The sequence below is a fragment of the Paraburkholderia sp. D1E genome (assembly GCF_052682275.1).
Genome location: NZ_JBQYMB010000001.1, coordinates 444943 through 469220, shown reverse-complemented (window position 1 = coordinate 469220; position 24278 = coordinate 444943). Strand labels below are relative to the sequence as shown.

The window sequence follows — 24278 nt, the reverse complement described above, 5'->3', positions numbered from 1 at the left end:
TTGGGCTCCTGAGAGCCGAGCGGTGTGTGGATAACGGACGATCAGACCGCTACGGTTTCGAGGCTTTGACACGCGGTGCGAATCCGGCTGAGCGCTTCGTTCAAGTCGTCGAGTGACGCGGCGTAAGAGAGTCTGAAGTACGGTGAGAGCAGAAACCCGGAACCTGAAACCACCGCCACGTTCGCTTCTTCCAACAGATACATGACGAAGTCCTGGTCGTTCTCCAGAAGCCTGCCACCCGGCGTACGGCTTCCAATGACGCCATGGCAGCCGACGAAGGCATAAAAGGCGCCTTCGGGCTCGTTACTGTGGAGTCCCGGTATGTCGCTCAGCGTTTTGACCACAAGCTTCCGGCGGTCGTCGAAAGCCGATCGCGATCTCTCTACAAATGACTGATCACCATTGAGTGCTTCAATCGCAGCGTATTGCGACACCGACGACGCACTGGTGACAATCTGCCCCTGCACAAGATTCATGGCCCGGATGAGCGCAGCCGGTCCGGCGGAGTAGCCAATCCGCCAGCCTGTCATCGAGTACACCTTGGACACACCGTTGATGATGAGCGTCCGCTCCTGCAACTCTGGCGCCACATTCAGGATATTGACGAATGGGCTCCCGGTATAGATGAGCTTTTCGTAGATGTCGTCCGACAGCACCCAGACATGGGGGTGTCGACGCAGTACTTCCGCGATGGTGCGGAGTTCCTCAACCGAGTAAACCGCGCCGGTCGGATTCGACGGCGAATTCAGCATCAGCCACTTGGTACGCGGCGTAATCGACGCCTCCAGCTGAGCAGCCGTCAGTTTGAAGCCCGCCGCCTCATCGCACGCCACGACGATAGGTGTGCCGCTCGCCATTTTGACGATCTCCGGATAGGAGACCCAGCACGGCGCGGGCACGATCACTTCATCGCCCGGATTGAGGGTCGCGAAGAAAGCCGCGAAAATCGCCTGTTTCGCACCAACCGATACGCTGACGCCATCCACTGGGTAGTCGACGCCGTTGTCGCGCTTCAGTTTCGCGACGATCGCCTCGCGCAACTCCCGAATACCTGCGGCCTCCGTGTAGCGCGTCTTGCCTTCGCGCATCGCACGAATCGCTGCTGCCTGGATGTTCTCGGGCGTGTGAAAGTCTGGTTCGCCTTGCGACAGGGATATGACGTTCTTCCCGGCACGACGCAGTTCTGCCGCTTTTGCTGCCATTGCCATCGTTTGCGCAGGGGCGATCTGGCCAATGCGGTCTGCAATGAAGCCCATTGTGTTCATTCCGTTTATAGGGAGATCCCAGTGCGTGAACCGGGGTCGCCTCTCGGTGGCGCCCCGGAACACGCATGCTTACAGACGTTCAGCCACTGCCTTCATTTGCAGGAACTGCAGAAGGTAGTCGGGACCGCCCGTCTTGGTATCGGTACCCGTCAGGTTGAAACCGCCGAAAGGCTGAACACCGACCAGCGCGCCCGTACACTTGCGGTTGAAGTACAGATTGCCGACGTGGAAATCGCGGCGGGCTCGTTCGATGCGGCTGCGGTCGTTCGAGAAGAGCGCGCCGGTCAGCCCGTAGACCGTGTCATTGACCACAGCCAGACCTTCCTCGAAATCCTTGACGCGGATTGCGGCGACGAACGGTCCGAACACTTCCTCTTGTGCAATGCGTGCGCGAGGCGACACGTCCCCAAAGATGGTCGGCTCAATCAGATAGCCCGCGGTATTTTCTACGGCCTTGCCGCCGGTCAACAGCTTGCCCTCGCTGTGACCGATATCGATGTACGACAGCACCTTCTTGTACTGCAGTTCATTGCAGACCGGGCCAAAACTCGGATTGTCCTTGGATTCACTGACAACCAGTTCCTTCGTCTTCGCAACGACCTTCTCGAGCAATGCGTCGTAGACCGAGTCCACCACGATCAGACGCGAACAGGCCGAACACTTCTGGCCGGAATAGCCGAACGCTGCCTGGATCACCGCAGTCGCTGCGTCATCGAGGTTGGCCGTCTCATCGACAAGAATCGCGTCCTTGCCACCGAGTTCAAGAAAAACCCGCTTGAACCATTTCTGGCCTTCGGCCAGCTTCGCGGCGGACTCGTTGATCTGGGCACCGGTTGCGAGCGAGCCCGTAAAGTTGATGAAGCGCGTCTTCGGATGGGCGACCAGATACGAACCGATCTCGCGTCCGGTACCCGGCAGATAGTTCACCACGCCGGGCGGCAGTCCTGCTTCGGCGAAGATGTCGAAGATCTTCGCCAGCGACACCACCGTATCTTCCGCAGGCTTGCAAACGACGGTGTTACCCACCACGATCGCACCGACCGTCATGCCGGTCATCAGCGCCATCGGGAAATTCCACGGCGAAATCGTCACACCCACGCCCAGCGGGATATAGAAGCTCTCGTTTTCTTCACCCGCATAGTCAATCAGCGCACCCAGGCCGCCGACGTGCTTGATCGCCTGACGTGCGTAGTACTCGGTGAAGTCGATCATTTCCGCGACTTCAGCGCTGGCTTCGACATAGTTCTTGCCGATTTCATAAACCAGCCATGCCTCGAGCTCGCGCTTGCGCCTGCGCATGATTGCTGCGGCCTTCAACATAACGCGCGATCGATCTTCCTGGCTCCAGCGCTTCCACGAATCAAAAGCCGTCCAGGCTGCTTCCAGTGCGGCGTCCGCGTGCCGCGTCGTCGCCTTGGCGGTATAGCCGACGACCTCATCTGGATTCGACGGATTCGTCGAGACGAGTGTCGCTTCGGTCTGCACGCGCTCGCCATTGATCACCAGCGGATAGGTCTGGCCAAACTCGGCACGCACCTTTTTCAGCGCCTGCTGCATGTCTGCTTTGGCACCCTCGGTGTCGAACAAATCGAACGGCTCGTTCTTGAACGGCGCAATCAACATCGCTTTCTCCAGATTGAATGGTTTGGGACGCTCTGCCGCCCTGAAGAGCGCGGCACGCTACCGTGAACCGATTGTCCGGCGCGAAAATTTTCCGGTCTTGATCTGCCTCCCTTGATTTATGCGGAATTCTGCATAGTTATATAAATCGTACCAGCGTCAACATCCATCGATAGGCCTAATATACAGTGATTTAATAAAAAATGCAGAAAGCATCGAAAATACAGATTTGCGGATTTCTGCTATTTGCTACACTGAATCAACGGGGCATCTCTTCATTCGGAGGACGTATCATGGCCATGCATTTCGATCTGGTTGATCTTCGTCTCATCACATGTATTGCTGAGACGGATAGCTTGACGCGTGGCGCCGAGCGGTTTCATATGTCGGTACCCGCAGCAAGCACCCGGATCAAGAATCTCGAAGAAAGCATGGGAGCAAAACTGCTGTATCGGACCAGCCAGGGGGTGACCCTCACCCCACCGGGTCAGGCGTTCCTACACCACGCGCGGGTCGTCCTGTCGCAGCTCGAGCAGTTGCGCGGCGACATGCAGGAGTACGCGCGCGGCGTCAAAGGTCATGTGCGAATTTTTGCGAACACGACTGCCACCACTGAATTTCTTCCTAACGATCTGCGTAACTTTCTCGCCGAACACCCCGACGTGAACGTCGAGCTTCGCGAACGGTTAAGCCATGACGTGGTGCGCGCGGTCAGTGAAGGCACTGCGGACGTCGGGATAGTCGCTGGCAATGTCAGGCCCGAATCTCTGCAAGTCCTGCCGTACCGCTCAGACCGGCTCATATTGGCGGTCTCGAATTCGCACCCCCTCGCCGGAAAGACGTCCATTCCATTTGAAGAGGCAAGCGGGTTTGACTTCGTCGGAATGCCCGAAGCTAGCGCGATTCATACCTTTCTGAACCGCGTAGCAAGCGACATGCACAAGAAACTTCAGGTGCGAATCGAAGTAGGTAACTTCGAAGCACTGTGTCGAATGATCGAGGCTAACGTCGGGATCGGCGTGTTGCCCTGCTCGTCAGCGGTGCGCTACGTCAAAACCATGAACATCCGGCTCGTTGAAATCGAGAACGACTGGGCGACGCGCAATCTGCTGATCTGCGTGCGCAATCTCGACCTGCTGCCGTCCTTCGCGCGAGAACTGGTCGACCTCCTCACGCAGAAGTGCAAAACCGGGCACGAGTCCCAGCCGGCCTGAACATCGGCAGTTAGTCTGCGTTTAAAGCCCTCTTCTCCAGACACAAATTGTAGTCAGCAGGCAGGTACGTCAATCTAGGGTGAACGACGCTACCCGACGACCCCATGACTGCTGAACTCAACTATCTTCGCACCTGGATCGGCCGCACACAGGCTGAGCGCGAATTCGTCTCGCCACGCCTTGCGCAACAACTCGCCGCTACGCTGGACTATGAGGACGTCCCGCATACCGGCTGTCCATTGCCTCCTCTGTGGCATTGGGCATTTTTTCCTCATATTGTTTCGCAGTCACAGGTCGGCGCGGACGGACATCCGACACGCGGTGGATTCCTGCCGCCAGTGCCACTGCCCAGACGCATGTGGGCGGGCAGTCGCGTCCGGTTCGAGCGTCCACTCGTGGTCGGCAGCGAAGTCACCAGGACGTCGCAGATTCTTGACGTCGCGGCCAAGGAAGGACGCACCGGAAAGCTCGTGTTTGTACGTCTGCGTCACGAACTGGAAGACCTCGAAGGTCCGCTGATTTCCGAGGAGCAGGACGTTGTGTACCGCGAGTCCGCCACGGCAGCGTACACCGCGGCAACCGGCCCGGCCGCGCCGGCGGAGTTCACCTGGAAGCGGGAGATCGTGCCCGACCCGGTCCTGCTCTTTCGCTACTCCGCAGATACCTTCAACGGCCACCGCATTCACTATGACCGCACCTACGCCCAGGAGCAGGAAGGCTATCCGGCGCTGGTCGTTCACGGACCACTGACTGCGACGTTGCTGATCGACCTCGTCCGGCGCAGTGTTCCCGGTGAATCGATAGCTTCTTTCTCATTCAAAGCGGTCAACCCGCTGTTTGACCGGGCGCCGTTTCATCTCTACGCGGCCCGTGCCCCCGGATCGACCGAAGTGAAGCTCTGGGCGGCCAATTCCGATGGCGTGTTATGCGTCGATGCCGAGGCGACGCTAACGGCACCCGCGTATGTTCTTCAAAAATAAACTCTGAGGAGTAGAGACAAGTGCTGGCTAACGTTGACCCCTATCAGGACATTCGCGAAGCGGTTCGCGATTTGTGTTCCAACTTTCCCGCCGAGTATTTCCGCAAGGTCGACGAGGAGCGCGGCTATCCAGAGACCTTTGTGCAAGCCCTAACCGACGCCGGTTGGCTGGCCGCCCTCATCCCGCAGGAATATGGCGGCTCGGGGCTCGGACTGACCGAAGCTTCGGTGATCATGGAAGAGATCAACCGCAGCGGTGGCAATTCCGGCGCGTGTCACGGGCAGATGTACAACATGGGGACACTCCTTAGGCACGGCTCGGCAGAGCAAAAGGCCCGGTACCTTCCGGAAATCGCCAGCGGAAAGTTGCGGCTTCAGTCGATGGGCGTGACCGAGCCGACGACCGGCAGCGACACCACGAAGCTCAAGACAACCGCGGTTCACAAAGGCGACAGATACGTCGTCAACGGTCAGAAGGTGTGGATCTCCCGGATCCAGCATTCCGATCTCATGATTCTGCTCGCGCGGACCACTCCGATCGATCAGGTTGCGAAGAAATCCGAAGGCATGTCGATATTTCTGGTCGACCTGCATCAGGCAATCGGCAAAGGCATGACCGTTCGCCCCATCCCGAACATGGTGAATCACGAGACTAACGAACTTTTTTTCGACAACCTCGAGATCCCTGTCGAAAACCTGATCGGTGAGGAAGGCAAAGGATTCAAATACATCCTCGATGGCCTGAATGCCGAGCGGACGTTGATCGCCGCTGAATGTATCGGCGACGGCTACTGGTTCCTCGACAAGGTCTGTAAGTACGTCAAGGAACGCGTCGTCTTCGGCCGCCCGATCGGACAAAACCAGGGCGTGCAGTTTCCGATCGCCCGCGCGCACATCAACGTCGAAGCGGCGAGCTTGATGCGATATAAGGCCTGCGAGCTTTTCGACGCCAAACAGCCAGCCGGCGCGCAGGCCAACATGGCAAAGCTGCTCGCCGCGGACGCTTCCTGGGAGGCCGCGAATGCGTGCCTGCAGTTCCACGGCGGCTTCGGTTTTGCGAACGAATACGACGTCGAACGCAAATTCCGCGAGACACGGCTTTATCAGGTCGCACCGATCTCGACCAATCTTATTCTTTCGTATGTAGCCGAGCATCTGCTCGGACTGCCGCGCTCTTTCTGAGGAGACGGACATGAAACCGCTGGACGGCGTGAAGGTCATCACCCTCGAACACGCGATTGCAGCACCGTTTTGCACCCGTCAACTTGCGGATCTTGGCGCACGCGTGATCAAGATCGAACGCCCAGGTGTCGGGGACTTCGCGCGCGCCTACGATGAGCGCGTGCACGGCATGGCCTCGCACTTTGTATGGTGCAACCGCTCGAAGGAGAGCCTCACGCTCGACGTCAAGGCCCCGCAGGCGCAGGGTATTTTCGAGCGCCTGCTTGAGGACACCGACGTGCTGGTGCAGAACCTCGCACCCGGCGCTGCGGCGCGCTTGGGACTGTCGTATGAAGCGTTGCGTGACAAGTATCCCCGCCTGATTGTCTGCAACATCTCCGGTTACGGATCGGATGGTCCCTATCGGGACAAGAAAGCCTACGACCTGCTGATCCAGAGTGAGTCCGGGTTCCTTTCGATTACCGGCGGCCCGGACTCACCGGCAAAAGCCGGCTGCTCCATTGCTGACATCGCTGCAGGGATGTACGCCTACACGAACATCCTCTCCGCGCTTCTGCAACGATCGAAGACCGGCTTGGGACGAGAAATCGATGTCTCGATGCTCGAGAGCATGGTGGAATGGATGACGTACCCCCTCTACTACGCGTTCGATGGCGCATCCCCGCCACCTCGTGCCGGCGCCGCTCACGCGACCATCTACCCCTATGGCCCCTTCCCCGCCGGCGATGCAAAGACAGTCATGCTGGGATTGCAGAACGAACGTGAATGGGGTGTCTTCTGCTCACAGGTTCTGCTGGAACCCGAGCTCGCCATCGATCCTCGTTTCAGTTCCAACTCGAAGCGGGTAGCCGCACGCGAGGAACTGCGCGAAATCATTGTCGCCGCATTCAGCAAACTGACTTCGGAAGAAGTCATCAGTCGGCTGGATAGCGCGCAGATCGCCAACGCGCGAATGAATGATATGCCCGACGTGTGGTCGCATCCGCAGCTTAAGGAACGCAATCGCTGGGTGAACATCGACTCACCTGCCGGCTCCATTCCCGCTTTGCTGCCGCCAGGCGTCAGTACCGCATCCGATGTTCGACTGGACCCCGTGCCCGCGTTAGGCCAGCACACCGAAGCCCTTTTGAATGAATTGGGTTTTTCGACCAATGCCATCCGCGAGCTTCGTGAAGCGGCCGTCATCTAACTCCCCAGTCAAGGTAAGCCTGTTATGAGCAACACCCAGATTCTTGCTTCGTTTGCGGCCAGTCTCAAGTTTGAACAGATCCCCAGGGACGTGGTGGCCCGCACGGAAGACCTCTTCCTTGACTGGTTCGGCTCAGCATTGGCCGGTAAGGGAGCGCGCCCCGTCGAGACGATTCAGAAACTCGCTTTGAATTTCGGGCGGCAGTCCGGTCCCTGCGAAGTACTGATCTCCCGCCGAACCACCAGCCCGCTGTTCGCGGCGATGATCAACGCCGCCGCATCGCACTTCGCTGAACAGGACGACCTTCACAACAGTTCCGTCCTGCACCCGGCAACCGTCGTCTTCCCCGCGGCATGGGCCACCGCGCAAGCGCTTGGCAGAAGTGGCAAAGAGTTCATCGCTGCATCTGTCGCAGGCTATGAAGTGGGCATCCGTGTCGGTGAATTCCTCGGCCGGTCGCACTACAAGATTTTTCATACCACAGGCACGGTCGGGACGATCGCGGCTGCAGCAGCAGTCGGTAATCTCTTGCGATTGAGCGACGAGCAGATGGTGAATGCGTTTGGCTCCGCCGGCACCCAGGCAGCCGGACTCTGGGAATTTTTGAAAGACGCCGCGGACTCCAAGCAACTCCACACGGCCAAGGCTGCAGCGAACGGTCTTCTCGCTGCCTACCTGGCGGCCGACGGCTTCACCGGTGCGAAGGACATCTTCGAGGGCGCGAAAGGCATGGGCGCCGGGATGTCCACGCAAACGCATCCGGACAAACTCGCCGAAGCGCTTGGCAAGCGATGGGCGCTGATCGAAACGTCTTTCAAGTATCACGCTTCCTGCCGGCACACTCATCCGGCGGCCGATGCTCTGCTGCAGGTTATTCAGCGCGAGAAGCTCGTGCCGGATGACATCGAGACGGTGGTGACCCATGTCCACCAGGCTGCGATTGATGTCCTTGGACCCGTAACCGATCCCCAGACGGTCCATCAGGCAAAGTTCTCCATGGGCACCGTGCTCGCTCTGGTAGCGGAATTCGGCCACGCGGGTGTGCGTGAGTTCGACGGCCATTACAAGGAACGCAGGATCGCGCACTTCTGCAAAAAAGTTTCGATGGTGCTCGATCCTGAAGTCGATACGGCCTATCCGTCACGCTGGATCGGGAAGGTCATTGTTCAGACGAAGGATGGCCGTACCTTCGAGGGCCGCGTGGATGATCCCAAGGGTGATCCGGGCAACACGCTCTCGCGCGCCGAACTCGAGCACAAAACGATGACGCTGGGTTTGTATGGCAATGCGGCCACCGAAGACGAACTCAAGCGCTCAATCACATCAGTATGGACGATTAGCGATGCAACCGTCGTACCAAAACTGCTCCCCGAATCGAAACTGGAGGCCCAACATGGCTGACCTTGCACCCCGCTCCTATCTCTTCGTTCCTGGCAACCGACCGGACAGATTCGCCAAGGCGGCTGCGTCGGGTGTCGATGTGGTCGTTATCGATCTGGAAGATGCAGTGCCTCCCGCCGAGAAGAAGATCGCGCGGGCGGCCCTCGCCGAGTGGCTTTCGACAAACAGTACGCCGGTGGCAGTGCGGGTAAATGATGTGAACAGCGAATGGTTTCGCGACGACATCGCCGTATGCCGTGCGCCATCCGTCGCCGCCGTCATGCTGCCCAAGACGGAACGCATCGACGATATCTTCCTCTGCGAGTTCGCCGGCAAGCCGACCGACATCCTGCCGATGATCGAGACGGCTCAAGGTTTTCGGAATGTAGTCGCTATCGCCCAGCACCGGCTGACCACCCGACTCGTATTCGGCAATGTGGATTTCCAGCTCGACCTCGGCATTGACGGCGACGATGAGCCGCTTCTGTACTTCCGCTCACAGATCGTCTTCGCCTCTCGCATCGGCAACCTGCTGCCGCCGGTGGACGGGGTTAGCACCACACTCGACGATCCCGAGCAGATCACCCGCGACACGATCCGTGCAAGGCGGCTCGGCTTCGGCGGCAAGCTTTGTATTCATCCCAGGCAGGTGGCTGCGGTCAACGCTGCGTTCGTCCCAAGCGAGAAAGACGTCGAATGGGCGCACCGGGTTGTCGAAGGCGCAGCTGCGTCCCACGGCGCGGCCGTCGCTGTGGACGGCCGCATGGTAGACCGGCCGGTCATTTTGAAGGCGCAGGAAATCCTGGCAGAGTCCCAGCGGCGTCTGCCTCTTGGCGCCTGATTGAAGATTAACAGCAGCATCTTACATGCGACCGGAGTAAGCGCTAAAGCGCTAACTCCGGTCGACAAAGGAGACGAAAGTCATGCAACGGTTTGAGATGTATATCAACGGCGAATCATGCCAATCAGCTTCGGGCGAATGGTTCGATACGGAAAATCCGTTCACTGGAGAAACCTGGGCGCAGATCGCAAAGGGCAACGGGACCGACGTCGATCGAGCCGTGCAAGCGGCGCACACCGCATTCAGTACAGGACCCTGGTCACAGATGTCCCCGAGCCAGCGAGGCCTGCTGCTTCATCGGGTCGGCGACCTGATCGCGCGAGACGCCAAGCGGCTCGCCGAACTCGAAGTACGGGACAACGGCAAGCTCATGGCGGAAATGCTTGGCCAGTGCCAGTATCTGCCCCAGTGGTACTACTATTTTGGCGGCCTGGCGGACAAGATTCAGGGCGCCGTCATTCCGCTCGACAAGAAAGGCTATTTCAACTTCACCCGCAACGAACCGCTGGGTGTCGTCGCCGCAATCACGCCGTGGAACTCGCCGCTTTTGCTAGCCACGTGGAAGATTGCGCCCGCGTTGGCCGCCGGTTGCACGGTTGTGATCAAACCGTCCGAGTTCACTTCGGCGTCCACGATCGAGTTTGCGAAACTCTTCACCGAAGCCGGCTTTCCGCCAGGCGTAGTGAATGTCGTGACCGGATTCGGTGCGGACGTCGGCTCGCCTTTGGTGGAACACCCCCTAGTCAAGAAGATCACGTTCACCGGCGCAGATTCCACAGGGCGCGCAATCAATGAGGCAGCCGCACGTCAGTTCAAACACGTTAGTCTCGAACTCGGCGGCAAGTCACCCAACATCGTGTTCGAGGATGCCGATCTGGAAGACGCAGTAAATGGCGCGGTTTCCGGCATCTTCGCTGCGACCGGACAGACCTGTATTGCCGGCTCGCGGCTGTTGTTGCAAGAAACCATCTACGACACCTTCGTCGACAAACTCCTGACGCTGGCGCGCACCGCGAAAATGGGTGATCCGTCGAGTATGGATACACAGGTCGGGCCGGTAACGACGCGTCCTCAATACCAGAAGGTTTTGTCGTACATTGAAACCGCAAAGCAGGAAGGGGCGACGCTGCTGCTCGGTGGAAAGCCCGGGAGTGCCCCCGAATGCGGCAATGGCTGGTTCGTCGAGCCAACCATTTTCGGTGACGTCAACAACAGGATGCGGATCGCACAGGAAGAAGTCTTTGGTCCTATCCTGTCTATCATCAAGTTCAAGGACGAAGACGAGGCCGTTGCACTGGCCAATGATGTGCGCTTCGGTCTGGGCTCAGGGGTCTGGACGAAAGATATCGGCCGGTCCATTCGTGTCGCTGAAAAGCTGCAGGCCGGCATGGTCTGGGTGAACAGCTATCGCGCGGTGAGCTACATGTCACCGTTCGGCGGCTACAAGGATTCGGGACTTGGCCGCGAGAACGGTATCGACGCGATCCGCGAGTATCTGCAAACGAAAAGCGTCTGGATCAATACTGGGGTCAAGACTGCAAACCCGTTCGTCATGAGATAAAAATGACGATGCCCCGGAGCGTACCGCGGGGCAGTTCTGAGTTCGGGCAGGGTTAGGACGACGGGGATAACGAAAGGATCACGCAACAAGTGTGTATCAGGACTTGATGCCTTGAGTTGCCTTGGTACTCGGTGCCCGAACCTCCAACGTGACTCCAGCACCTTCGTTGACCGTCTTGAAGTACGTGAAGCCGCTTCGATCGTCGAGACGACCGCGTGCCAGAACATCCAGTCCGGCGTTCGCAGCCTGTTCCTCAGCTTTATCGCAGCTATCGACAGAGAAGCCGAGATGAAAAACACCCTCGCCGCGCGACTCCAGGAAACGTCGTTGCGGCGTGTCTCCGTCTCCTGGCTGGCAAAGCTGCAGTTGGGCGTTGTCGATGTTCGCGAACTTATAACGCATCTTCAGAAAGGCTGGACGATCGTAGCCGTCCAGTTCGTGCGCATCCATCGGTGGAAAATCTGTCCACGGACCGACTCCGATCGACTCGTAGTACTTCACGGCCTTGTCAATGTCACGAACCACGATGCAGACGTGGTGCAGCTTCTGAAACATGGGTAGCTTTTCCATCGCGCGTTTCACTCCTGGTCAGTTTTGATGCTGGGCCACAGAAGCTTTCGACAGCAGCTGCGGCCCGACGTCACACCGGATCATCCCGCCTTGGCGATCCTCTTCGGCGTGTACGTTTCTGCCGCATCATCATGCGACTGGCCGACGGCCGGGTTCCACTGGAAGCCGGAACGGGCCACGACACCTGGCTTCAGACGCTGGTCAGGACCAAAGTCCGCAAAAGGATGAAAGAACAGGGGCTCCGTACTCTCAAGCGTGCTCAACCGCGCTGCATAGGCGTCGAGGTATGCTTGCCGCTCATCGGCGCTCACGCGGCCAGGCATCCACGACACATGGGGCGGCAGCACTTCGAAGCCAAGGTAATTGAAGATCCCGTTGTGGATCGGCCAGAGAATGTGATTGATATCACCGTCGACGCCGTCCGGCTCGTAAAGGCTCGCGGCCGTTCCCGTCGTGGTCGAGACCATCGCCTTGCGGCCCTTGAACATACCGGTCTCGTATTTCCGCCCGGTCGCATAGGCGAATCCGCGGGTCATCACACGATCCACCCAGCCCTTCAGGATCGCGGGCATCCCGAACCACCACATCGGATACTGGAAGATGATGAGATCGCTCCACAGCACCTTCTGTTGTTCGGCGTAGACGTCAGGCGTTGGTTTCGTGGACGTCCCGAACATATGTTCCTGTTCCGCCGAAAGATCGAGGAAGTCGGGGTTGAGACGCTCACCCACGAAGTCCTCGACGCCAAGCTCGGGGCGCCACTTCAGTTGATACAGGTCTGTTACCTGAACCTCGTGACCCTGTTCTTTCAAGGTCGAAACAGCTGTATCTTTCAGCGCAGCGTTAAACGACTTAGGTTCGGGGTGAGCGAAAACGATGAGCACTTTCATGCGAAAACTCCACAAAAAACCAGTTCTTTGAGCGTGCGGGCCGGTGACCTGCACTTGAATTTGTTCCGTATATGCCGCCATCGTCCCGTGTAGTCCCAGTAGGCAGGCTCATGGATCGGCCCTCATTCTGGAACGCAATCCGGTGGCGACGATCGATTCGGTTTACAACATTCTGGATCTTTGCGACATTCCGGTCTTGAGTGGGCTCGGCTAATTTTCGCGGAATTCTGCACATTTCTTGAGGATAGGCGACCCTACGAAAACCGGGGAACCCTTTTCCGCAATGGTGCTCAACTCACGTGCAGGCGCCGTGGCTCTGCGGAGAATTGCCGCAATTCCCGTTGCCCCGAACCTCGAAAAGCAGGGGCAAGCGGCCCGCGCCCTCCGGATCACCGTTCAGGCCGCATCCAGTTGAGAAGTGTCGCCCTCCAGATACGCGGCCCGCACGGCTGGGTTGGCTAGCAGTTCGACCCCTCTCCCTTCGAGGGCAATCTGCCCATGCTGGAGAACATACCCTCGATGCGCCACGCGCAAGGCGTGATGCGCGTTCTGTTCGACAAGCAGAATCGTCATTCCGAGCTGCTCGTTCAACTCCTTGATGACCGAAAAAATCTTCTTGATGAAGATCGGCGCGAGACCGAGCGACGGCTCGTCGAGTAGCAGCAATCTCGGCTGCGACATCAATGCGCGTCCTATCGCGAGCATCTGCTGCTCCCCTCCTGACAGTGTGCCGGCACGCTGCGAGGCTCTGCTTCTCAGGATCGGAAACATCTCGTACATGCGCTCGAGATCATCCGCGGTCCGGCGGTTGCCCGACGTATCCCCCATCAGGAGATTCTCGAGCACAGTCATCCGCTGAAAGATGCGGCGCCCTTCAGGCACAACCGCAATATCGAGCTTGCCGATCGCATGCGATGGCAGATTCGAAATATTCTGTCCGTCGAATTCAACCACACCGCCGCTGGCACGGGGATAGCCGAAGATGGTATTCATCAGCGTCGACTTGCCTGCGCCGTTCGCGCCGATCAAGGTGACGATCTCGCCAGTCTTCACGCCCAGGCTCACCCCGCGTAGCGCCTGGACGCTGCCATAGTGGGCAATGAGTTCGGTAATCTTAAGCATGAGCTGACTTCTCCTGCGTTGCTTCACCGAGTGACGACGTCTCATCGTCCTCGCCGAGGTATGCGCTGATCACCTCAGGATTCACCTTGATGTCATCAGGCAAGCCTTCTGCAATTTTCTTCCCATGATTGAGCACGACAATATGATCAGAAACCTTCATCACGACGCTCATATCGTGCTCGATCAACAATATGCCGATACCCTGCTCCCGGGAGAGCGAGGTCAATAGCGCGGTGAGTTCCCCCGATTCGCGCGGATTGAGGCCGGCGGCCGGCTCATCGAGGCAGAGGAGAATGGGGTCCGCGCACATCGCGCGCGCGATCTCGACGCGACGCTGCACCCCATAAGGCATGTCGCCGGCAGGTTTATTGGCTATATCTCGAACACCTAATCGCTCGAGCCACGTCAAAGCGTTTTCTATCGCCTTGTCGTTCGCGCGTCGAAACGACCTCGCATTGAGTGCGCCGGCAATCGAGAACCTGGACGCGTCCTGCAACACATTGTGCTGGGCAATCATCAGGTTTTCGAGCACGGTCATACGCGGGAACAGCCGTATGTTCTGGAACGTTCTGACGACTTGGCCAATCCGTGCCACGTCGACATTCTTCATCGCATCCAGCCTGAGCTTCCCATGACGGGGATGCCCCAACGTGATGGCGCCTTGGGTCGGCTTGTAAAAGCCCGTCAGGCAGTTAAAAAACGTCGTCTTTCCGGCTCCGTTCGGCCCGATCACCGACGTCACCTCTCCTGCGCGCGCCGTCATCGACAGGTCTTCGATCGCGCGAAGGCCGCCAAACTGCATCGTCAGATTTTCAACGCTGAGCAGCGAAGTGGAGGCGTTCATGGCTTTGCCTCCACGCGAGGCGCGCTGACAGTCGCACGGCGATGGCTGATCAGCCCGCCGGGCCGCACGACCATGATAAAGACCATTGCAACACCGAAAAGCAACATTCTGTACTCGGAGAAATCACGCCCCAACTCGGGCAAAATCACCAGCAAGGCTGCCGCAAGGACAACGCCGAGCTGGCTTCCCATACCGCCGAGCACCACGATCGCGAGAATCGTGGCCGACTCCGAAAAGGTGAAGCTCTCTGGCGAAATGAAACCCTGCCGCGCTGCGAAGAACACGCCGGCGAATCCGGCCAGCATGGCACCCGTCGCAAAGGCGGACAGTTTCACATTCGTTACGTTGATGCCCATTGCTTTGCAGGCGATCTCGTCTTCGCGCACTGCTTCCCACGCGCGCCCAACGGGCAGCCGTCTGAGCCGCGAGACGAGGAGGTTCGTCAGCAGCGCAAGTGCGAGGATCAGGTAGTACAGAAAGACGACGCGCTGGCCGGGCGAGTAATCGAGGCCAAACACTGTCGCGAAGGTCGGACCGTCGCCCGATGCCTGCATGGGGAGCCCGAAGAAGGTAGGCTTCGGAATGGACGAGATGCCGTTGGGCCCGCCTGTGAGGTCGCCCCAATTCACGAGCACCAACCGAATGATTTCCCCGAATCCGAGCGTGACGATGGCTAGATAGTCGCCTCTGAGCCGGAGTGTCGGGTAGCCAAGCAACATGCCGAACGCCGCAGCGACGCCACCGGCGATCGGCAAACACTGCCAGAAACCAAAGCCGAAATGCGTCGATAACAGGCCGTATGTGTACGCGCCCACCGCATAGAACGCAACATAACCGAGGTCCAGAAGCCCCGCCAGACCGACGACGACATTCAGGCCCCAGCCAAGCATGACGTAAATCAGCACGGTCGTCGCTGTATCGACGACGTAGCGGTTTCCAGCGAACAACGCAGGCAACAACACGGCGAACGCCACGCATCCGGCGCCGGCCCAGACAAGCGAGCCATTACCCGCAACTTGAGGAGCGGGTCTGGCGCGCGACCGACGATTTGAAAAAAGACTAAAACGCTGCAGCAAAAGCTGCATGACGAGGCGCCCGGCAAATGCGATCGCGATGAAAGCCGCCAGCAGCGCCCATCGCGTCTGAACCTCGAGACCATTGCTGCCATCTCGCGTCGTCAAACCCAGCATAGGCAAGCCGACGAGGCCGGCGACCAGCGCCGCGCCAAGTGCATCCTTGACACGAAAATGTAGATTCGTTTCTTGCATGACTGTCGAACTCATCACACCTTCTCCACTTCGGGTCGGCCGAGAAGCCCGGATGGACGAAACATCAAGACCACAATCAGGATCACGAATGTGGCCACATCCTTGTATTCGGGCGAGAGGTAGGCAGCCCAGAATGCTTCGATCAAACCGATGATCACACCGCCCAGCATTGCCCCGGGAATCGAGCCAATTCCGCCGAGCACGGCTGCGGTAAACGCCTTGATACCGGCATCGAATCCAATCGAGAAGTCGATCACGCCGTAGTAAAGCGTGACCATGACGCCTGCGACGGCTGCGAGTGCGGCGCCGATCATAAACGTCAGGGCGATGATCCGATCGACGTTGTAGCCGAGGAACTGCATCATCCGCTGATCCTGTTCACAGGCTCGCTGCTGTCTGCCGAAAGGTGTTTTATTGATGAACAACGTGAAGGCGCACATCAACAGGATCGTCACTGAAACAATGAGGATTTGCACATACGAGACGTATGGCCCATGAAATTGCTCACCTGAGAAAAGGTTCACCCCGCCGGTCACGAGCGGCTGGATGGACTTGACTCGTGCGCCTTGAGTAAGCTGAACCATGTTCTGCAGGAAAATCGAAATCCCGATCGACGAAATTAACGGTGCAAGTCGATTGGATCCGCGTAGCGGCCGATAACCGACACGCTCGACTGTCCAGCCGAATACGGCTGTCAGCGCGATAGATACGATCAGCGTAATAGCAACGCTCGCCACGACAGACGAGATTCCGCTGCCAGCAAGCAACGTAAAGCAGGTCACGGCGATGAACGCGCTCACCATGTAAATATCGCCATGAGCGAAATTGATCATGCCTATAATGCCGTAGACCATCGTGTAGCCGATCGCGATCAGGCCGTAGACGGCGCCCAACGTCAGCCCATTAATCAGTTGTTGCAGTGCCTGGCTCATGTCCTCTCCGGTGAATCTGCTGCAGAGGCGGCGCAATAGAGCGACGCACCGCCTCTTTCCTTGCTACATAGACTGGACAGGACGCGTCACTTTACATAGTCATAGTTGTTACCTTTCCAGCGATAGACCACGTAGCCTGGACTCTTCAGATCGCCTTTCGCGTCGAAGTCCACCTGGCCGACTACCGTACTGAACGATCCGTTGTGAAGCTGCTTCACGATCGCCGCGTAGTCCGTAGAGTTGGCTTTCTTCGCGGCCTCTGCAAAAACCTGCATGGCGGCATACGAGTACAGCATGTAGCCTTCCGGCTCGATTTTTTGCGCGCGAAACGCCGCCACCACCTTTGCAGCCGCCGCACTCTTACGCGGGTCGGGTGGGAAGGTGAACAGGACCTTGTTGATTTCCGGCCCTGCGGCAGTCACCAGTTCATTGTTGGTCAGCGTGTCGCCGCCGAGGACGGTCAGGTTGAGCCCTGCCTGCGCCGCCTGCCGCAGAATCAATGCGACTTCCTGGTAGTAGCCGCCGTAAGCAAGAATCTGAATGCCGTTCGCCTTCAGCTTGCTGATCAAGCCAGAGTAGTCCTTCTCACCGGCTGTGATCGACTGGCGCAGCGCCACGGGTGTCTGCTTCGCCGCCAGATCTTTTGCAATCTCGTCCGCCAGACCGCCGCCATAAGCCGTCTTGTCGTCAATGACGGCGATTTTCTTGCCCTTGAAGTTCGCGGCGATATAATCGGCCGCGACCTGTCCTTGCTGGTCGTCCCTGCCCGTGATACGGAAAATTCCCTTAATGCCGCGCTCCGTAATTTTGGGGTTGGTCGACACAGTCACCTGCGGAATCTGCGCGTCGTTGTAGACATCTGACGCGGGCAACGTGGAACTGGAGCACCAGTGGCCGTCGACGAACGCCACCTTCTTGTTGACGAAACTGTTGGCGACGGAAACCGCCTGCTTGGGATCGCAAACGTCATCGCCGACGACCAGGTCGAGTTGCTGCCCGAGCAAACCACCTGCCGCATTGATGTCTTTCACCGCCTGTTCCGCACCTTTGCGAAACTGGTCGCCCCCCGACGCGTACTCCCCCGTCATCGGACCCGCCACTCCCACCACAACGCTTGCGTCCGCAGTGGCCGAGCAGGCCAGAGCGATTCCGCCCATGCTGAGTGCCGCACCTAATTTAACCAATCCTTTCCGGCCGTTCATAACCATCTCCAAGAGCAGGCTTCGATGCAGGAACGAACAGGTCTCGGCTATCGTTCCTGAGTGTCGCCTCGCGTTCGTTCACGAGGTAGGACGCAGGTTGCCGACACCAAAAACAGGTTGGAATTTGATTGTTCGAAAGCGGGGATTAGGTGCAGCCTAAAGATGCGGAATACCGCGTTGCATGCACGGCAAAACGCACAATTCAGCGGTTTGACCAGAGACATGACCGAGTAAACGACTAGTCGGCAAACTATGCGTACTTATCGCCGACAGTGCTGCGGATAGGATAAGTGTCGTACACAATTATCATGCGCTCGACCAGACCGTTGGCGTCGAACTCGAACACATCGACGCACTCGAACCTGGCCGTGGAACCGTCTTTGAGCACCCAATCGTAGATGAAGTAACCTGTGGCACGACGAGCGCCCGTTGTGCTCACACAGATGTCGATAGACGTGATCGTGCTGTCTCCCGATGCTTCGCTGACTTTGGCAAAGAACGGTGCCGCTTGCATCCAACCGAGAAACGGCGAGAAAATCTGTGCGTCCGGTGCAAACAGGGCGCAGATCGCGGCGACGTCGCCGCGCTCCAACTCTTCGAGGTAGGTGCGAACTTGCCGCGTATAGAGTAATTCCGGCGATGACACCACAGTAACCTCCGATAATTCGTTAAAGATGCGGCCCGGTCAAACGAGCACGCCCCTGGTTGAAACACGATAGCGACGCGCCGATGACCGAACAATCGAAAAATCCGCAAGCGGGGTATGCGCCCGGAACATACCCGCTGGCAGATCTGACCCGCCCGCTGCCGTCGCTAGCCGGAATTCAGGCGTTCGTCGCTGCGGCCTCTCTCGGCAGCGTGAGTAAGGCCGCAGAGCATCTGTGCCGCACGCAGGGAGCGGTCAGTCGGTAGATCCAGCAACTGGAAGCGCACTATCAATGTGCACTGTTCGTGCGTCACGCGTCAGGGCTGGCATTGACAGCAGAGGGAGACACGCTTCTTACGGTGGCAGTCAAAGTGCTGACGCAACTCGTTCAACATGCTGCAATTCAGCATGGCGCGGCGTCGGTGATCACGGTTCGGTTACCGTCCACGTTTGCGATTCGCTGGTTGCTCCCGCGGCTGGCAGAAATCAAAATTGCGCTGGGCGGCATTGAGCTGCGGATCTCGACATCCGCTGACGACATGCCGGATTTCACCGCGCCGGATGTCGACGCCATTGTCGTGCGTGGCACCGGACAGTGGGTGGGCGTAGAAGCGGTACCGCTGTTTGCCGAGACGCTCGCGCCAATGTGCACACCCGCATTGGCTGCGTCTCTCAGATCGGTCGCTGATCTTGCGGACGTGACGTTGCTACATCCTGGACCTGGTTAGGCGGAATGGCGTGGTTGGCTTGATAGTGTCGGGGCGACGTACATCAATGCTCGACAGGGGCTTGTATTCGACACACTTGAATTGACGCTCACTGCCGCAGCAGAAGGTCATGGGGTTGCAATCGGCGACCCACGCATGGCGCAAGACAAGCTTGAAGCGGACTCCCTGACGACACCGTTTCGCGAGGCATTGCGAAACGGTGCGTCGTACTTCCTGGTATATCCATCTCAACGTGCGGCCCAGCCGAAGATTCGTGCGCTTGCCGACATCCTCGTGCGATTGGCGCAAGAAGAGTGACTGACGCGGGTACGCCAAACAGAAGGCGATCGCCACATGCGTTCGCAGATCCATCAGTCGCGTCATTGGAGTTGGAGCTGCTTGCGTCGCTCGATAATATGGAATCTGACAATACAATCCCCTTCATGGCACATATACCCGACTCCCTATTCGCTGAACGCATTCGCGCCAGCTCCATGCGCCAGAATGCGATGACGTTGATCCAGGCGACTATGCCCGTGGTTGAACATGGCCACACCGAAATTCACCTACCGGTTTGGAATGGTGTCGAGCAGCAGCATGGTTTCGTACATGGCGGCGTCGTGGGAATGATTGCCGACTCTGCTGGCGGATATGCCGCTATGACATTGGTACCGGCCAGCGCCTCAGTCTTGACCGTCGAATACAAGCTGAATCTGGTTGCCGCGGCCGACGCCAACAGCCTGATTGCCCGTGGCCGGGTAGTCCGTCCCGGCCGTACGCTTATCGTCACTCAGGCAGAAGTATTCGCCGTCAAAGGAGGCAATGAAACGCTATGTGCGTTGATGCAACAAACCATCATGGTGATGCACGGCAAGGTAGAGAAGTAGATCGAGGTTGAGCGCGGCCGGCGCAGCATGACGACTTCGCGTGCGGTTGCACCCGGCCCGTCTGCGGAACGCGGAGAGCTTGGCCAATCCCGCAGATGCGTACAAAGTGTTGCTCCATATCGGGCGAGTGCACCCGGTCCTTTATCATGGCGCTCTGCGCGTGCGCCGGAAGCATTTGCGAGTTGAACTCAGTCAAAACATGAAATGAGTGCTTTCTCCCCGTTGAAAGCTTGGAAAGCAAGCGACCGGTGCCCCCTTTTTAACGACGAGTAGGAAATATGGCGGGATATCTCCAGGAAGGCGAGAGCGCCGTAAGCCGCAAAGCGGTCACCGTGTCTTCGCTATTGAACATGAAAAATGCAGGCGAGAAGATTGCAATGCTGACCTGTTACGACGCCAGCTTCGCATCGTTGATGGACCGATGTGGCGTTGATATGGTGCTAGTGGGCGACTCACTCGGCAACGTACTGCAGGGCCACAGCACGACATTGCCGGTCAATCTGGCGGATATCGCCTATCACACAGCGTCGGTCACTCGAGGAAACCGATCTGCATTTGTGGCCGCTGACATGCCATTCGGTACCTATGCAACTCCGCAATCTGCATTCGACAGTGAAATTGATGCAAGCGGGTGCGCAGATGGTCAAACTTGAAGGGGGCGCCTGGCTGGTCGATACCGTCAAATTTCTCACTGAGCGTGGCGTACCGGTTTTCGCTCATCTTGGCCTCACGCCGCAGTCCGTGCATCGACTCGGTGGGTTTAAGGTGCAAGAGAAAAAAGGAAGACGTGGAGCAATTGAAAGCCGACGCCATTGCACTGCAGGCAGCAGGCGCATCGCTTCTCCTTCTTGAGGCCATTCCGACTTCCGTCGGCAGGGAGGTGACGGAGTTGCTGGATATCCCGACAATCGGTATCGGGGCTGGTCCGGACTGTTCGGGGCAAGTGCTTGTGATGCACGACATGTTGGGCGTCTTTCCCGGCAAGACCGCTCGCTTTGTACGCAACTTCATGGATGGTCAGTCGAGCATCGAGGGAGCTATCCGCGCGTATGTCAAGGCAGTGAAGGAGAATCTCTTCCCCGCGTCGGAACACTGCTTTTAAGCACGGCAAGAACAAAAGGCTTTCCTCATTTCCATGTAGGACCGCGCACGGCTTGTGCACCAACGACAGTCGAGCGGTGCTCCACTGCCAGAGCGGAGTCGACGCTCGAACGGCTATGCGGGAGCGCGAGCGGTTTAGGTCCAGTGGCCGGGGAATGCCTCAAGTGATGAGCATTGCAGTGCGTGCGCCAAGCTCTGCGAGAGACGGTACGCGACCCTAAGCGCACCTTGAGTTCTTCGGGCTAGGCGTTTGCTGTCACAGCGCTACCGGACACCGCAGGCACGTTGAACATGCTTCACGAAGAAGGTCGTTATATTGGCGTCGATCTCCGTATCGTGAAGCGGTTTGCCCAGTACGCGTTGCCGCCGCTTCTCGCTTCGATCGCTTGTGCGCCTGTCGCAACGTGAGAGTGAGGCGAGCGGTCCGCGAGCAGGCCGCAGCGAATATCCTGACAGCGGTCCGGGTCAATCACGCCTATAAAAAATCAGCAAGCGCGTGGTGACACGGCTACAGTGAATCAGCGTGGCCGACATAGCTCGTCCTGCGCGAATCGGGCGATGATCTCCATGGGAGCAAACGCTACCGTACTGTCCGTACTACGCCACATAGCGGTCAGCTGACTAACGTGTCCATTTGGCGGTTCATGGGCCGGCAAGCGACATCGCTTGGCGTGCGAAAAGACCCGAATCTTGGGGACACCCCGTACCGGCTGGAGCACATTAACCGGCTCGGGGACTATCTGCTGGATCTTCAACGCCCCGTTCCACCGCTCGATCCGACCATCGATTTTTTATTTAAATTAGCCACTTAGACCGAGATGTGGCGGAATTTTTACGAATCCCGGCCAGGCCTGACATTCGCGACCGTGAGCCACCGGACGACTCGCACCCGCAACTGCGTGTCGCGACCAACCTTCCTCGGTCTGGCATTCAAGCTGATCGAGGAAGCCGAAAAAACCTGGCGCCGTATCAACGGCCCCGAACAGATCAAGCTGTTGCTGGAGGGCATTGCCTTCAGGGACGGCGAACCGGTGCAAGGCGATCAACCGGTTCAGCAGAAACTCGCCGCCTAAAGTCGAACGCTATCAAGCTGCCCATACACCACTCTTGACGTTAGCTCCCGACAAACCACCATGACTCAGAGCTCGCAGACCTTCCTCGATGGTAGTACGTTCACTGCGCTCCGCGAGCGGATAACGATTCCGCGACAGCGACGGCGGAACTCCCGTCGGAAATACGGCAAAACTCAGCGACAGTCCTGACCGACCGTCGACCGGCCGTTTGAACACTCAAAGATGGGCGGTGTGGCAGCGAGCATCCAGAGCGATCGCGTCATGGCCTCTCGCCGTGACGCGCTGCTTGAGAACCGAAGCCGAATTTGAGGACGAGTATGCGGAGAAAAATAGGTAGGGAGCGGACCGTCTGGGGGCACAGCGCAATGTCGTTGCGGTGAGATCAGTGATCTGTGTAATCTGGCCGCAGGGATCGTTTGATGGACAACGAGCACCCGGGCTTATACAAACATTCCCGCCGCGGACACGTGGCGGGGCTACGGTCGGCGAGTTCGCGGACGAACTTTTACCGGCTTGAACTGACCTTAGACAGGTAGAAGCGATGAATCCTCTTGAGGTGTGAAGCTAACTCTTTGGCAGCTTCGTCTTCGTCACGTTCCTCGATGAGTTTAATCAGGCGTCGACGGGATGGAATCACGAAGCGATTGTCACCCGGACCTATCACCTTGACGTACTGGGTGACAACCTCCAGGATCGCCGCCATCGTCAACATGATTATTGGGTTGCCGGAAATTTGTGCCAACAATAGATGAAATTGCAAGTGGATGAGCGAGCGGCCCGCATAATCACCCGCCTCGTGAGCGGCTTCTGCTAGGGCCACATTGTCCCGCAGCGCTTGAATATCTGATTCCGTCGCTTTCCTGCAGACGCTTCTGACGATTGAGTCGGACAACATCAATCGCGCCTCGGTCAACTGCTCTGGTGTTACGGAGCCGAGGTAATACAGGTCGCATAGCGCTTTGACCACAACCTCACGGTCGCCACTTTTGATGAAAGCCCCCCCCTTTGCGCCCTTCTTTAGTTCAATCAGCCCCGTAACCTCGAGCGCACGCAGGGCTTCACGCAAGGTATTTCTGCTGACCCCGAATCTTTCGCAGAGGTCTCGTTCTGCAGGCAGCTTTTGCCCAGGTTTGAGGCGGCCAGCCATTACCTCCTGACGGATCTGGTTCGCAATCTCGTCAAGCGCTCTGTTGACTGAGATTCGGCCAAATGCGACTTCCTCCGCCGCAGCCCATTCGTTCTCTTGTTCCATAGCACGTCCAGACGCCAAGTAGGTTAATGGCTCGCCATATGACCAAGACCGAAGGGTCATGTGCAATCCACTCATAGTGAGCAGATGCATGTCGAACGCTCCGTATGCATCGTCCTTCATCCTAGAGCGGCTGCCCGCTCTATGTAGAGTGCGAGGGCCGTTCTGCGCGACCAGCAGGCCCAAGAGGAGCCAGCAGCCTCACACCGGTTGTAGTTGTGGACCATCTGCGATACGGGCGACAAATCACGGCAACGCATAGATTTCAATGGCTACTATATCATAGGTCATACCATTGATAAATCCTATCAACGCCGCAACTTGCACGGCCAGTCAATCTAGCCCTACAGACACTCCTCCAACGAGCGAGGCACGGGCCGCTCATTTGGGAACTCTATGGCCCGAGGAATCCTCCGCGAAGCAACAGGAATTTGGCTTCGCTTAAAAAGATAAGGTTGGACGGCAAACGAGCATGGCCGCCTCCCGTTGCTGTAACTGACGCGAAGCTCATTCGACATCGGCATCCTCGCCATGAGAGGGCGCGGAACGCCCGCCC

The 24278-nt window shown here is 58.1% G+C and carries 19 protein-coding genes and 3 pseudogenes; 11 read left to right on the top strand and 11 right to left on the bottom strand.

Annotated features, from left to right (window positions below):
* Positions 1–41: 41 nt before the first annotated feature.
* Both ACUN0E_RS02270 and pruA read right to left on the bottom strand, forming a co-directional pair.
* A complete protein-coding gene (locus tag ACUN0E_RS02270) occupies positions 42–1256 on the bottom strand; it encodes a pyridoxal phosphate-dependent aminotransferase (RefSeq protein WP_445570358.1) in 1215 nt (404 codons plus the stop codon).
* Between the two features lie 78 nt (positions 1257–1334).
* Positions 1335–2888 carry an L-glutamate gamma-semialdehyde dehydrogenase gene (pruA, locus tag ACUN0E_RS02265; protein WP_445565494.1) on the bottom strand — a complete coding sequence of 518 codons (1554 nt, stop codon included), beginning with the start codon at positions 2886–2888 and terminating at the stop codon, positions 1335–1337.
* A gap of 290 nt (positions 2889–3178) precedes the next feature.
* Between pruA and ACUN0E_RS02260 the strand changes: the two genes are divergently transcribed.
* From ACUN0E_RS02260 to ACUN0E_RS02230, 7 genes are all read left to right on the top strand, one after another.
* Entirely contained in the window at positions 3179–4099 is a 921-nt protein-coding gene (locus tag ACUN0E_RS02260; protein ID WP_445565493.1) for a LysR substrate-binding domain-containing protein, read from the top strand.
* Between the two features lie 104 nt (positions 4100–4203).
* Positions 4204–5079 carry an FAS1-like dehydratase domain-containing protein gene (locus ACUN0E_RS02255; RefSeq protein ID WP_445565492.1) on the top strand — a complete coding sequence of 292 codons (876 nt, stop codon included), beginning with the start codon at positions 4204–4206 and terminating at the stop codon, positions 5077–5079.
* A gap of 20 nt (positions 5080–5099) precedes the next feature.
* Positions 5100–6260: an acyl-CoA dehydrogenase family protein gene (locus ACUN0E_RS02250; RefSeq protein WP_445565491.1), complete on the top strand. Its 1161-nt coding sequence runs from the start codon at positions 5100–5102 to the stop codon at positions 6258–6260.
* Between the two features lie 10 nt (positions 6261–6270).
* Positions 6271–7449 carry a CaiB/BaiF CoA transferase family protein gene (locus tag ACUN0E_RS02245; protein WP_445565490.1) on the top strand — a complete coding sequence of 393 codons (1179 nt, stop codon included), beginning with the start codon at positions 6271–6273 and terminating at the stop codon, positions 7447–7449.
* A gap of 24 nt (positions 7450–7473) precedes the next feature.
* Positions 7474–8850 (top strand): MmgE/PrpD family protein, encoded by a 1377-nt coding sequence (locus ACUN0E_RS02240; RefSeq protein WP_445565489.1) that lies wholly within the window; start codon positions 7474–7476, stop codon positions 8848–8850.
* The gene (locus ACUN0E_RS02235) at positions 8843–9670 is read left to right on the top strand and encodes an HpcH/HpaI aldolase/citrate lyase family protein (protein WP_445565488.1); all 828 of its coding nucleotides are present in this window, start codon (positions 8843–8845) and stop codon (positions 9668–9670) included. The genes ACUN0E_RS02240 and ACUN0E_RS02235 overlap by 8 nt, the downstream gene beginning before the upstream one ends.
* Before the next feature lie 82 nt (positions 9671–9752).
* Positions 9753–11231: an aldehyde dehydrogenase gene (locus tag ACUN0E_RS02230; RefSeq protein ID WP_445565487.1), complete on the top strand. Its 1479-nt coding sequence runs from the start codon at positions 9753–9755 to the stop codon at positions 11229–11231.
* 96 nt (positions 11232–11327) lie between these two features.
* Here the strand turns inward: ACUN0E_RS02230 and ACUN0E_RS02225 are convergent, their stop codons facing one another.
* The 8 genes from ACUN0E_RS02225 to ACUN0E_RS02190 form a co-directional block, all read right to left on the bottom strand.
* Positions 11328–11801, bottom strand: a complete 474-nt coding sequence (locus ACUN0E_RS02225; RefSeq protein ID WP_445565486.1) for a VOC family protein — start codon at positions 11799–11801, stop codon at positions 11328–11330.
* A gap of 80 nt (positions 11802–11881) precedes the next feature.
* Positions 11882–12691 carry an NAD(P)H-dependent oxidoreductase gene (locus tag ACUN0E_RS02220; RefSeq protein ID WP_445565485.1) on the bottom strand — a complete coding sequence of 270 codons (810 nt, stop codon included), beginning with the start codon at positions 12689–12691 and terminating at the stop codon, positions 11882–11884.
* A gap of 396 nt (positions 12692–13087) precedes the next feature.
* On the bottom strand, positions 13088–13813 hold the full coding sequence (locus ACUN0E_RS02215) for an ABC transporter ATP-binding protein (protein WP_445565484.1): 726 nt from the start codon (positions 13811–13813) through the stop codon (positions 13088–13090).
* Positions 13806–14657 (bottom strand): ABC transporter ATP-binding protein, encoded by an 852-nt coding sequence (locus ACUN0E_RS02210; RefSeq protein WP_445565483.1) that lies wholly within the window; start codon positions 14655–14657, stop codon positions 13806–13808. Before ACUN0E_RS02210 ends, ACUN0E_RS02215 begins: the two co-directional genes overlap by 8 nt.
* Entirely contained in the window at positions 14654–15940 is a 1287-nt protein-coding gene (gene livM / locus ACUN0E_RS02205) for a high-affinity branched-chain amino acid ABC transporter permease LivM (protein ID WP_445565482.1), read from the bottom strand. Before livM ends, ACUN0E_RS02210 begins: the two co-directional genes overlap by 4 nt.
* Positions 15940–16857: a branched-chain amino acid ABC transporter permease gene (locus ACUN0E_RS02200; RefSeq protein ID WP_445565481.1), complete on the bottom strand. Its 918-nt coding sequence runs from the start codon at positions 16855–16857 to the stop codon at positions 15940–15942. Before ACUN0E_RS02200 ends, livM begins: the two co-directional genes overlap by 1 nt.
* A gap of 86 nt (positions 16858–16943) precedes the next feature.
* Positions 16944–18014 carry a branched-chain amino acid ABC transporter substrate-binding protein gene (locus tag ACUN0E_RS02195; protein WP_445565480.1) on the bottom strand — a complete coding sequence of 357 codons (1071 nt, stop codon included), beginning with the start codon at positions 18012–18014 and terminating at the stop codon, positions 16944–16946.
* Between the two features lie 295 nt (positions 18015–18309).
* The gene (locus ACUN0E_RS02190; protein ID WP_445565479.1) at positions 18310–18708 is read right to left on the bottom strand and encodes a nuclear transport factor 2 family protein; all 399 of its coding nucleotides are present in this window, start codon (positions 18706–18708) and stop codon (positions 18310–18312) included.
* 80 nt (positions 18709–18788) lie between these two features.
* Here ACUN0E_RS02190 and ACUN0E_RS02185 point away from each other — a divergent pair.
* The 4 genes and pseudogenes from ACUN0E_RS02185 to ACUN0E_RS02170 all read left to right on the top strand — a co-directional run.
* Positions 18789–19730: pseudogene (locus tag ACUN0E_RS02185) on the top strand (LysR substrate-binding domain-containing protein).
* Positions 19731–19855: 125 nt separating this feature from the next.
* Positions 19856–20299 carry a PaaI family thioesterase gene (locus ACUN0E_RS02180; RefSeq protein WP_445570357.1) on the top strand — a complete coding sequence of 148 codons (444 nt, stop codon included), beginning with the start codon at positions 19856–19858 and terminating at the stop codon, positions 20297–20299.
* A 278-nt stretch (positions 20300–20577) separates the two neighbouring features.
* Positions 20578–21401 (top strand): annotated as a pseudogene (gene panB / locus ACUN0E_RS02175) (3-methyl-2-oxobutanoate hydroxymethyltransferase).
* Positions 21402–22254: 853 nt separating this feature from the next.
* A pseudogene (locus tag ACUN0E_RS02170) lies at positions 22255–22473 on the top strand (IS256 family transposase); the annotation flags it as partial.
* Between the two features lie 505 nt (positions 22474–22978).
* Here ACUN0E_RS02170 and ACUN0E_RS02165 read toward each other — a convergent pair.
* The gene (locus tag ACUN0E_RS02165; RefSeq protein ID WP_121113944.1) at positions 22979–23725 is read right to left on the bottom strand and encodes a GntR family transcriptional regulator; all 747 of its coding nucleotides are present in this window, start codon (positions 23723–23725) and stop codon (positions 22979–22981) included.
* Positions 23726–24278: the final 553 nt, after the last annotated feature.

Bases quoted from the DNA above. Each gene is read 5' to 3' on its own strand.
- pruA (WP_445565494.1), bottom strand. From the start codon at position 2,888: ATGTTGATTGCGCCGTTCAAGAACGAGCCGTTCGATTTGTTCGACACC.
- ACUN0E_RS02230 (WP_445565487.1), top strand. From the start codon at position 9,753: ATGCAACGGTTTGAGATGTATATCAACGGCGAATCATGCCAATCAGCT.
- ACUN0E_RS02165 (WP_121113944.1), bottom strand. From the start codon at position 23,725: ATGGAACAAGAGAACGAATGGGCTGCGGCGGAGGAAGTCGCATTTGGC.
- livM (WP_445565482.1), bottom strand. From the start codon at position 15,940: ATGAGTTCGACAGTCATGCAAGAAACGAATCTACATTTTCGTGTCAAG.
- ACUN0E_RS02210 (WP_445565483.1), bottom strand. From the start codon at position 14,657: ATGAACGCCTCCACTTCGCTGCTCAGCGTTGAAAATCTGACGATGCAG.
- ACUN0E_RS02235 (WP_445565488.1), top strand. From the start codon at position 8,843: ATGGCTGACCTTGCACCCCGCTCCTATCTCTTCGTTCCTGGCAACCGA.
- ACUN0E_RS02220 (WP_445565485.1), bottom strand. From the start codon at position 12,691: ATGAAAGTGCTCATCGTTTTCGCTCACCCCGAACCTAAGTCGTTTAAC.
- ACUN0E_RS02225 (WP_445565486.1), bottom strand. From the start codon at position 11,801: ATGGAAAAGCTACCCATGTTTCAGAAGCTGCACCACGTCTGCATCGTG.
- ACUN0E_RS02215 (WP_445565484.1), bottom strand. From the start codon at position 13,813: ATGCTTAAGATTACCGAACTCATTGCCCACTATGGCAGCGTCCAGGCG.
- ACUN0E_RS02195 (WP_445565480.1), bottom strand. From the start codon at position 18,014: ATGGGCGGAATCGCTCTGGCCTGCTCGGCCACTGCGGACGCAAGCGTT.
- ACUN0E_RS02180 (WP_445570357.1), top strand. From the start codon at position 19,856: ATGGCACATATACCCGACTCCCTATTCGCTGAACGCATTCGCGCCAGC.
- ACUN0E_RS02240 (WP_445565489.1), top strand. From the start codon at position 7,474: ATGAGCAACACCCAGATTCTTGCTTCGTTTGCGGCCAGTCTCAAGTTT.
- ACUN0E_RS02200 (WP_445565481.1), bottom strand. From the start codon at position 16,857: ATGAGCCAGGCACTGCAACAACTGATTAATGGGCTGACGTTGGGCGCC.
- ACUN0E_RS02255 (WP_445565492.1), top strand. From the start codon at position 4,204: ATGACTGCTGAACTCAACTATCTTCGCACCTGGATCGGCCGCACACAG.
- ACUN0E_RS02245 (WP_445565490.1), top strand. From the start codon at position 6,271: ATGAAACCGCTGGACGGCGTGAAGGTCATCACCCTCGAACACGCGATT.
- ACUN0E_RS02260 (WP_445565493.1), top strand. From the start codon at position 3,179: ATGGCCATGCATTTCGATCTGGTTGATCTTCGTCTCATCACATGTATT.
- ACUN0E_RS02270 (WP_445570358.1), bottom strand. From the start codon at position 1,256: ATGGGCTTCATTGCAGACCGCATTGGCCAGATCGCCCCTGCGCAAACG.